Raw genomic sequence first — 9,269 nt, forward strand, 5'->3', positions numbered from 1 at the left:
TAGCTCGTTGGGCTATCGACCCCCGGCACCCGAGGCCGTTCAAGCTTGGTCTTTTCGCTACGCTGCGCTCCGCGAAAAGACCAAGCTTGATTCTTGAAGAAACTAACGCAACACTTGGTATCACGCGTGGGGGCAGGTCACATCTACCGCCCACATCGCAATGCGAGCGGCTTTTTCCGGCCGGCAGACGAGGCGAGAGTGTGATCAACCATCAGCCGAGGCCGCATAGGCCTCTTGTCCCACCTCTATTGACTCCGCACGCTTTAACAACGAATTCGTTGCGACATTTTTAATCTAAAGCCACCAGAATAATGGTCATACGCGAATTATTTCGTTCCTTCCTTGGCAATACAGTAAGCTTATGACCATTTCGCTTCACCTCTCGACCGACACTTTTCTGGAGTTCACATCATGCGATGGTCTTTTGCACTCCTAGTGGCGACGTTGATCGTCCCACTCGCTCCGACTGGCGCGCTCGCGCAAGACGCAGCCACGAAGAAGCCGAACATTCTCTTCATCATGGGCGACGACATCGGCTGGATGCAGCCGAGCTGCTACCACCGCGGCTTGATGGTCGGTGAAACGCCGAACATCGATCGGCTTGCGAACGAAGGTTGCATGTTCATGCACTACTACGCCGAGCAAAGCTGCACGGCGGGGCGCAACGCCTTTTTCACCGGCATGCATCCGCTGCGCACCGGTATGATTCCGCCGCAGTTGCCCGGCAGCCCGTCATATCTGCGTCCAGGCACTCCCGCCCTAGCGAAGTTCCTCTTGGATCTCGGCTACAGCACCGGCGAGTTCGGCAAGAATCACCTCGGCGATCATCCCGACGCTTTGCCCACCGCTCACGGCTTCCAAGAGTTTTGGGGTTATCTCTACCACCTCGACGCCATGCAAGGCGTGAGCTTCCCGGACATCAACAAGAGCCCGACCGAGCAGGCGATCGTGCCGCCGATGAAGCTCGCACCGATCCCAGGCATCTCCGATCCGCCCGGCGCGATCGATCCGAAAGACGGTGTGTGTATGGCGGCGCCGCGTCCGATTCTGTGGATGAAGTCGTCCGACGGCACTGCCAAGAATCAGATGGGAACCGACGAAGGTCCGCTCACGCTCGAGCGCTCGAGAGGTATCGACGAAGAGATCTCGGCCAAGGTCGTCGACTGGCTCGACCGGAACGATCCGGAAAAGACCGACAAGCCGTTTTTCTGCTGGTACAACCCGGCGCGTATGCACATTACCACAGTGCTGCCGAAGAAGTACGAAGACATGCTTGGCGTCAAAGGCGGCAAGGACTGGGGTATCAATGAAGCCGGCATGAAGCAGATGGACGACAACATCGGGCTCGTCCTGAAGAAGCTCGAAGACATGGGAGAACTCGACAACACGATCGTCGTGTTCACGACCGACAACGGTGCCGAAGTCATTACGTTCCCGGATGGCGGCACGACGCCGTTTAAGGGCGGCAAGCTCACGACTTGGGAAGGTGGCATGCGGGCTCCATGCGTCGTCCGTTGGCCGGGCCACATCAAGCCGGGGACGATCAAGAAGGAAATGTTCGCCTCGCTCGATTGGCTCCCGACGCTCGTCAATATCGCCGGCGGTGCGAAGGGGGACGAGTTGAAGAAGAAAATCGAGGCCGGCGAGTATCCCGGCATCGTCAAGACAACGCTCGATGGCTTCGACCAGATCGACTACCTCGAAGGGAAGTCGGAAAAATCGGCCCGCGACACGTTCTTCTACTACACGGGTGCGAAGCCGTCGGCGGTGCGCTACAAGAACTACAAGTTCTACTACACGATGGTCGGTGCGGGGCCGATGGACGGACTCACCGGCGCCACGACGTATCACTGGACGCAAATCGCGAACATCATGCGCGATCCGTTCGAGATCAGTGTCGGTGCCGACACCAAGACGTTGATGGGGATGGGTGGCGCTCTGGCTGCTCCGAGCACCGCTTACATCTACGATTGGAACTTGCTGCCGATCGGACAGATTCTTTGGCTGCGAGAGTTGGAGTCGTACCTCAAGTTTCCACCGATGCAGGACCCGGCGAGCTATAACCTCGAACAGGTTCTGCAAGAAGTGAAAAAGCAGGCGCAAAGCAACCCGAGCAGGTAGTGGTTAGAGTTGTTCCGATCCGATCCACATGGCGGGCGGCCTTCTAAGGGTCGCCCGCCATTTCTCATCTCTGACGAGGCCAGTATGAACTTACCGTTGCCCCGCAGAATACTCACTGCGCTGATGATGTCGTTCGCCCTCTGTGTCGGTGCGGCAGCGCGAGCACAAGACCCGCTCCCGTCGTGGAACGAAGGACCTGTGAAACAAGTGATTCTGGACTTCGTCGCGAAGGTGACGAAAGAAGGCTCGTCCGACTTCGTTCCGCCGGCCGAACGGATCGCCACTTTTGACAACGACGGTACGCTTTAGGCCGAGCAGCCGATGTACTTTCAACTGCTCTTTGCGATGCATCGTGTCGGTGTGCTCGCGCCGGAGCATCCCGAGTGGAAGGAGAAGGAGCCCTTTGCGTCGCTGCTCAAAGGCGACGTAAAGGCCGCGCTCGCCGGCGGGGAACGTGCCATCGGCGAGATCATCATGGTCACGCACGCGGGGATGACGACCGACGACTTCGAGAACATCGTCAAAGATTGGATCGCTACGGCGAAGCATCCGACTCTCAAGCGGCCTTACACCGAGTGCGTCTATCAGCCGATGGTCGAGTTGCTCGCTTACCTTCGGACCAACGGCTTCAAGACGTTCATCGTCTCCGGTGGCGGCATCGAGTTCATGCGGCCTTGGACGGAAGCGGTCTACGGCGTGCCGCCCGAGCAGGTCGTCGGGAGCAGCATCAAGACGAAGTTTGAGCTTCGCGACGGCAAGCCTGTGCTGATGCGCCTGCCGGCCATCGACTTCATCGACGACAAAGCCGGCAAGCCGGTCGGCATCAACGAGCATATCGGCCGCCCCCCGATCGCCGCCTTCGGTAACTCCGACGGCGATCGCCAGATGCTCGAATATGCGGCCGGAGGATCTGGAGCCCGCTATTGCCTGCTGGTTCACCACGACGACGCCGAACGGGAGTTCGCCTACGGTGCCGACTCCAAGATCGGCACGTTCTCCGCCTCGCTCCTGACGGAAGCCAAGTCCTCCGGTTGGATCGTCGTCAGCATGAAAAACGACTGGAAGCAGATCTTCGCCAAGCCGAAATGAAGATTCCGACTAGTGACTCTCGATCGGCGGAATAGAGCTAGGAGCAGAAGTGTACCGAACATTGACAACCGCTCTTGCGGTTACAGCGGCGATCCTTGTCGGCAGTGTGGCCCGCGGCCAAACGAAGCGGCCGAACATCGTCGTCATCTTGATGGACAATCTCGGATACGGGGAGCTAGGCGTCTACGGCGGCGGCGTTCTCCGTGGCGCGCCGACCCCGCGTATCGATAAGCTCGCCGGCGAGGGGATGCGGCTGCTCAACTTCAATGTCGAGGCTCAATGCACCCCGTCGCGATCGGCTCTGATGACCGGCCGGTTCGCGATTCGGTCCGGCACCTATGAAGTTCCGATCGGCGGCGCTCCCGACGGGCTCACGCTTTGGGAAATCACCATTGCGGAGCTGCTGTCGGCGCAGGGCTATACGACGGGCATGTGGGGTAAGTGGCATCTCGGAAGTGCCGAAAGTCGATTCCCGATTCATCAGGGCTTCGACGAGTGGTACGGCATCCCTCGCACCTACGACGAAGCCCTCTGGCTGTCGTCGAACGAGACCAAAGGCCTTTGGCCGTCGATCGGCGACAAGCAGGGGTGGAATCCGAAGATCGTTCATCCCGAGCACATTTACGAAGCGCGCAAAGGAGAGCCGGTTAGGCTGATCGCAGAACTGAACGTCGAACGTCGCCGCACGATGGACGCCGAGAAAGCATCCCGCGCCGTGGACTTCATCCAGAGGAATGCGAAGGCGGGCAAACCGTTCTACGCCTACATTCCCTTCTCGCTTGTTCACATGCCGACGCTTCCGAATCCCGCGTTTTCCGGCAAGACGGGCAACGGCGATTGGGCCGACTGCCTGGCCGAGATGGACGCTCGCACCGGGCAGATTCTCGACGCAATCAAGGAGGCCGGCATCGAAGATGAAACACTGGTCATTTTCACCAGCGACAACGGTCCGGAAGCGACTGACCCGTGGGAAGGCGCGAATGGTCCCTGGCGCGGGACGTATTTCACGGCGATGGAGGGTGGCATCCGTACCCCGTTCATCATTCGTTGGCCGGGTAAGGTCCCCGCCGGACGAGTCAGCAACGACATCGTTCATATCGTCGACCTCTATACGACGCTTGCGCGTGTGGGTGGAGCGGAAGTCCCGAACGATCGCCCTATCGATGGTGTCGACCAATCGGACTTCTTTTTCGGCAAACAGGAGACCTCAAAACGTGAGGGCTTCCCCGCCTATGTGGCCGATCGACTGTCGGCCGTGAAGTGGAGGAACTGGAAGGCGCATCTGATCTGGCAAGAAAATATGTACGCTCCGCCGGTGAAGCTCCCCTTGCCGAAGATCATCAACCTTCTAACCGACATGAAGGAAGAACGCGACGTCGCGGCCAAAAACTCTTGGGTCGCCGACCCGGTTGTGAAGATCGTCGGCGAGTTCGAGGCGAGCCTGAAAAAACATCCGCCGATCAAGCTCGGCACGCCCGATCCGTATGTTCCACTGGAATAGCGATTGACCGCCGCAATAGTCGAATCGATGACCGCCATCGTCGATAGCTTTGCTCTAGCCGAAAGGTCTGCCGACATTTCCAACTTCGACTGCTACCCTCTGTGGTTGAGCGGTAACGACGACGCGAACTTCGAGAGCCATACGAACGCGACGACCTCGAAGACCAAAGCGGCAAAGCCGGCCATACCGCAGATGACGTTGAGGAACATCCCCGCGCCGTCGCCCGTCGATTCTTGTGCTTGTCCGCTCGCCGCGATGACAGCGAAGATTGCTACTAAGCCGAGCAGCGTGCTCACCGCGATGAACACAAAGTCGATGATCAGTCCTAGTCGGATCAGCCGTACTCCGGAGGCTCGTAAGGCACGTAGCCGCAAGCCGCCGATGGCCAACAGTACAGTGATCGCCAACGCAATCGGTCCGCCGATCACGAGCGACAGCATCGAAAACCCGATCGTCTCGTCCGTGTCCCCCGGTGCCACGATGGTACTTAGCACCCAGAAGACCCAATACAGCGGTAGCAAGACAATCGTGAAGATGCAGATCGCGTTCGCCATCGGCGGCAATGCGGCGTTGGTCACAAGACTGGCGTGAGCGTCGGCGGCCTGCCGTAGTGTGTGCGCCGAGAGTTCGGGACCACGTGGCGGTGGCGACGGGAGCGACGCACCGGACGTCGCATGAGCTTGCCATTCCGGCCATGCACTCAAGGGCCGCCATTCGGCTCCGCCTTCCGGGCACGCCTGAGTCGTCGATGAGAGTTGACCGCTCTGCAGGCCGGCTACGATGAACGTCTCGGTGCGGGGGCCGACGACCTTTGAGTCGACGGACAACCACCAGCGACGGACGGGCTCGGTCGGGTTCATGTTCGCTACTCGGTACGGTTTTGTTAAGTCTTGATGCGTTATCGTGCGTTCGGTGAATCGGCACCCGGCGCGAAGGCAGTCGCGAACGTGGGACGGCTCGCAATCGGTAGCCACTGAGTTCCCCCGACCGGACAAGCCAGCGTCGTGCCCGGGAAGTCGCCGTTCCGAATCGCCTCGATAATGACCGCGGTCGCAAACGGTCCAGTCGCTTGCCCGGCGACTTGCAGCCACCACTGCTCGGCTGCCGGCGGAGTCGGTGGCGCGGCCGGTGGAAACGGAGGCGGAGGTGGCAACGGTGGACGAGGATCCGACCCAGGCGGCGCGCCGGCCTTACGGACCACGCCGGCGAGCCACAAACCGGCGAGAACGAGTCCACAGACGGCAATCACGAGCAGCAGCAAAGGCAAAGCGAAATCGGCGCGGGTCGTGCTTGGTGATATCCAGCCTACTCTCTTGAAGATGAAGAAGAGTACGGCGATCACAACGAACCCCGATGCACTCCACGCCTCCGACGTGAGGGTCGAGGCTTTCGGACTATCGGCTTTCGATTTCGACGGCGTAGGCGGCGCCGTAGCAGGCGCTACCGTGATCGCCGGCGGCAGGCTCCGCGGCGTGGTCGATGGAACGCGAACGGAGGCTCGACAACCGGGGCATTGCACGAGGGTTCCCGCCGACGCCGCGCCGAGGTCGAAGACGTTCTTGCAGGCGGGACAACGAATCTTGAGCGACATGGTTGGTCCTCGGTTCGGTTCTCGTCGATCAGCGTGTTCGAGGTGTTCGTGCACGGCGGCCGGCTTATTTCACCGGGCCGTAGAGCGTGTTCCACTCCGGAGAGTCGAACGCCATCAGCGACATGTAGAGACCGCGCTGGGCATCGGTCGGGTTCGCCCCAAGATGCTGCTGCATCGTCTGAGTGAACTGCTGAACGGCTTGCTGATCGCTCGGCGTGCCGACGCCTCCGTTATTCGCCATACGGGTCATCGCTTGGCGGCCGGCTCCGCAGCGATCGCAGAATCCGAAGCCGTGATCGTCGCTGAATTGCCGGCGCGCACTACTCGATCGGCCGGTTTTGCAGACGAGGCATTGGTGCGGACTATGGCCGAGTTGGGCGAGAGCCGTATTGCTCGCCGCTTCCCCTTGCGCCGTGGTCTGTCTTGCTTCGTGCACCGCGGACGCGACGAGATCCAATAGCATCGTAAGCACGAAGAGGCCGACTACGCCGCCGCCGGCCACGACGAGCCAGAAGGTCGCAGATCGCTTCCGTGAGGCGCTAGGCCGCGTGCTGGTGCGCCCTTGTGGCGGCCGGGACGACGGGGCCTCGTCGACCAGGGTGCCTTCTAAGATCGCTTCGGGAGCCGCAGCAGGCGGAGGTGGTGGGGGCGGCGTCCAGACCGGCGCGGCCGGCGGAATGGAAACGCTCGCACCACAACCTGGGCATTTGCCCGTGCGTCCGGCCAGTTGATCGGGGACCGTGAGCGCCTTGCGGCATTGCGGACAGGAGAGCTTGAGAGGCATGGTCGAACCTTTGGCTGGGTGCTGGGGAAGCTCCCGGTTCGACGGCAAAGAAAAAGGAGCGTCGAAACCGAGACTGCTCCCTGACCCCGACCAAGGGGCGTACAGAACAGCACAAGGCCCGACGCTCCCTTGCGGGAGCGTGGGTCAAGTACTGCCTCTGTACTCAAGAGCCTTTCGGCTCAGGTTGGTCGGTTCAGGGAAGCAGGACTAAACGCACACGCGTCACGTATTGTCAGGCGGCCACGGCGTGGTCACCTGTGTTGGTTTTCGGCTCCAAGATGGATCGTTGTTCGTCTAGGCCCGCAGAGGGGCCGCAGGCATCATCTTAGCTGCGCAAAATCGCAGGGCAAACGGAGGGGAAAACGGCCTCGAAAACGTCGCGTCCTCGCGTCCGCAACCGGCGCTCTGCGTACAAGCTAGAGGAACGTTTTGACGCCGTACGAGGTCAAACAAAGACGGGGCTTCAGGCTGTTCTGGCACAGAGTTCGACGAAGTCACTATGGACCAATGCCCCGCATAATCTGGAAGAGCACCCGCGATCCTGGGCAGTGACGACATGACGTTTCCGGCCTGCGGAATGCCGCCCGGCGCGGACAACACCCGTAATTGCGAAATGCTCCTGAAGGTTATCGACCTCGAAAAATGCTTCGTCGTCGTCGTCCTCACGAACCCGAAGCCTCGCAAATCGGGCTTCGAGTCACCCCGTTGGGGACGAAGTTTTTGGCGCTTTCGGCATCCGGCTCCGCAACATGCTCCGCGAGATTGCCGGCGCGCACTCGCAAATTGTTTGCTCCATTCGCAGGTGCCAAGTGGAGCCGCCATCGCTGAATCACTCGATGCGCGACGAGGTATTAGTTGGGCTCGAAATGGTCGATTCCTTGCGCTCGCAATCAGCCCCGCTCGACGCCACCGAGGCCACGGTTTCGAGACCTGATTTCCGCCGCACAGAGACGAAAAATACGTGACTACTGAGGCCCTCTGGTAAACCGCAATATGGACCAATCCCCCGGTCAATCAGGAAGAGCTCGGTGGTCGAACGACTTGCCGCCGAGGCAATCGGCGTCGAGTCAATCGATGCGGATCTTCGAACGATGGAGGTTACGGAGCGGAGTTTCGAGAGGAATGCCGACCGGTCTGCGTGACGCTTCACGACGGGGCGCAGGCGGTGTTGTAGGGGACACGCACCGTACACCCGGAAGGGCTCTCCGGCAGGCCGCCGACGAAACGGCGTCGTTTCGGTCGGCGGAGCCCCATCCACTCGGACAGCTCCGGTCGTTTCGCCAGGCTCGCGAAAGTTATCGACGTCGAATGTCCCCACTAGCGACCGATAAGGCACTGCCTTAGGAAGCGCTCGGCCGAAAGCGAGCAACGAAGTGACGCCAACGAATTGCGGCACCTCGGTGCGATTCGGAGACTACGCCCTTTGGCGACAATAACCCCGTTTCGTCCGGAAGGACCGAGGGCAGCGCGATAAACGATGAGCGTCGTTTGCCGGTCATCGGAATGACACCCGGCACGAGCATCGCCGCCGTTGGCGGAACCCGGGCTTTCTGCGCCGTGCGCGGAACGGTGCAGGTTGTTCGCCAGCCGGCCCGTCTCTACGGTACTAAGATCCATGGCAGCACGACTCAGCACGACTCGGCCTCTTGCCGGCGGTACGTCGATCGCGGCGGCACCCGTTTAAAGCGCATTAGCGCGCTCTACGCGCGTTCCCAGCCTCCCAGATGACTCCGGGGTCGTTTCGGACGACCAAGGGGGCGTTTTATCGAATTCGATGGTTTTCGTTTTACGGGCGATATCTTCGCGGCGCAGCGGTCAAACCGGCATTGAGCTGACCCAGCCGAAGTGCGGCAGACGGATCGATGACATCAATGAGGACCGCCGGTCACGCAGCTCGTCGAAGCGACGGACGGGAACGAGGACGCGTCAGCGCCGATCGAACGGACGGTGTTCGACACAGCGTGTAGGAGTCATACTTCACGATCAGCTCGAGAGCTGATCGATTGGTTTGAAGGCACGGTCCTCTGGACCGGGCCGAGAACCCGTCTCTGTTGACAGTACGTAGTACTGTAGAGAGGTTAATTTAACCTCTTACACACAGACGACGCTGGACGGCTCGAAACGACGGTTATCGGACACGGTTGCTGCGAGTTCGCCGCTGTAATCGCGGCGCGGAACGCCGG

5 protein-coding genes and 1 pseudogene are annotated in these 9,269 nt (G+C 60.6%); 3 read left to right on the top strand and 3 right to left on the bottom strand.

The window, feature by feature from the left end; translation table 11 throughout:
* Window positions 1–411 precede the first annotated feature (411 nt).
* From K8U03_16040 to K8U03_16050, 3 genes and pseudogenes are all read left to right on the top strand, one after another.
* Window positions 412–2,121, top strand: a complete 1,710-nt coding sequence (locus tag K8U03_16040) for an arylsulfatase (GenBank protein MCE9606406.1) — start codon at window positions 412–414, stop codon at window positions 2,119–2,121.
* Window positions 2,122–2,205: 84 nt separating this feature from the next.
* A pseudogene (locus tag K8U03_16045) lies at window positions 2,206–3,210 on the top strand (haloacid dehalogenase-like hydrolase).
* A gap of 49 nt (window positions 3,211–3,259) precedes the next feature.
* Window positions 3,260–4,711, top strand: a complete 1,452-nt coding sequence (locus tag K8U03_16050) for an arylsulfatase (protein ID MCE9606407.1) — start codon at window positions 3,260–3,262, stop codon at window positions 4,709–4,711.
* Between the two features lie 92 nt (window positions 4,712–4,803).
* On the opposite strand, the gene K8U03_16055 is transcribed toward K8U03_16050, so the two are convergent.
* From K8U03_16055 to K8U03_16065, 3 genes are all read right to left on the bottom strand, one after another.
* Entirely contained in the window at window positions 4,804–5,571 is a 768-nt protein-coding gene (locus K8U03_16055) for a DUF4339 domain-containing protein (GenBank protein ID MCE9606408.1), read from the bottom strand.
* Window positions 5,572–5,609: 38 nt separating this feature from the next.
* Window positions 5,610–6,302: a hypothetical protein gene (locus K8U03_16060; GenBank protein MCE9606409.1), complete on the bottom strand. Its 693-nt coding sequence runs from the start codon at window positions 6,300–6,302 to the stop codon at window positions 5,610–5,612.
* Window positions 6,303–6,366: 64 nt separating this feature from the next.
* A complete protein-coding gene (locus K8U03_16065; protein ID MCE9606410.1) occupies window positions 6,367–7,086 on the bottom strand; it encodes a hypothetical protein in 720 nt (239 codons plus the stop codon).
* Window positions 7,087–9,269: the final 2,183 nt, after the last annotated feature.

The sequence above is a fragment of the Planctomycetia bacterium genome (genome assembly GCA_021413845.1).
Classification (GTDB): Bacteria; Planctomycetota; Planctomycetia; order Pirellulales; family PNKZ01; genus PNKZ01.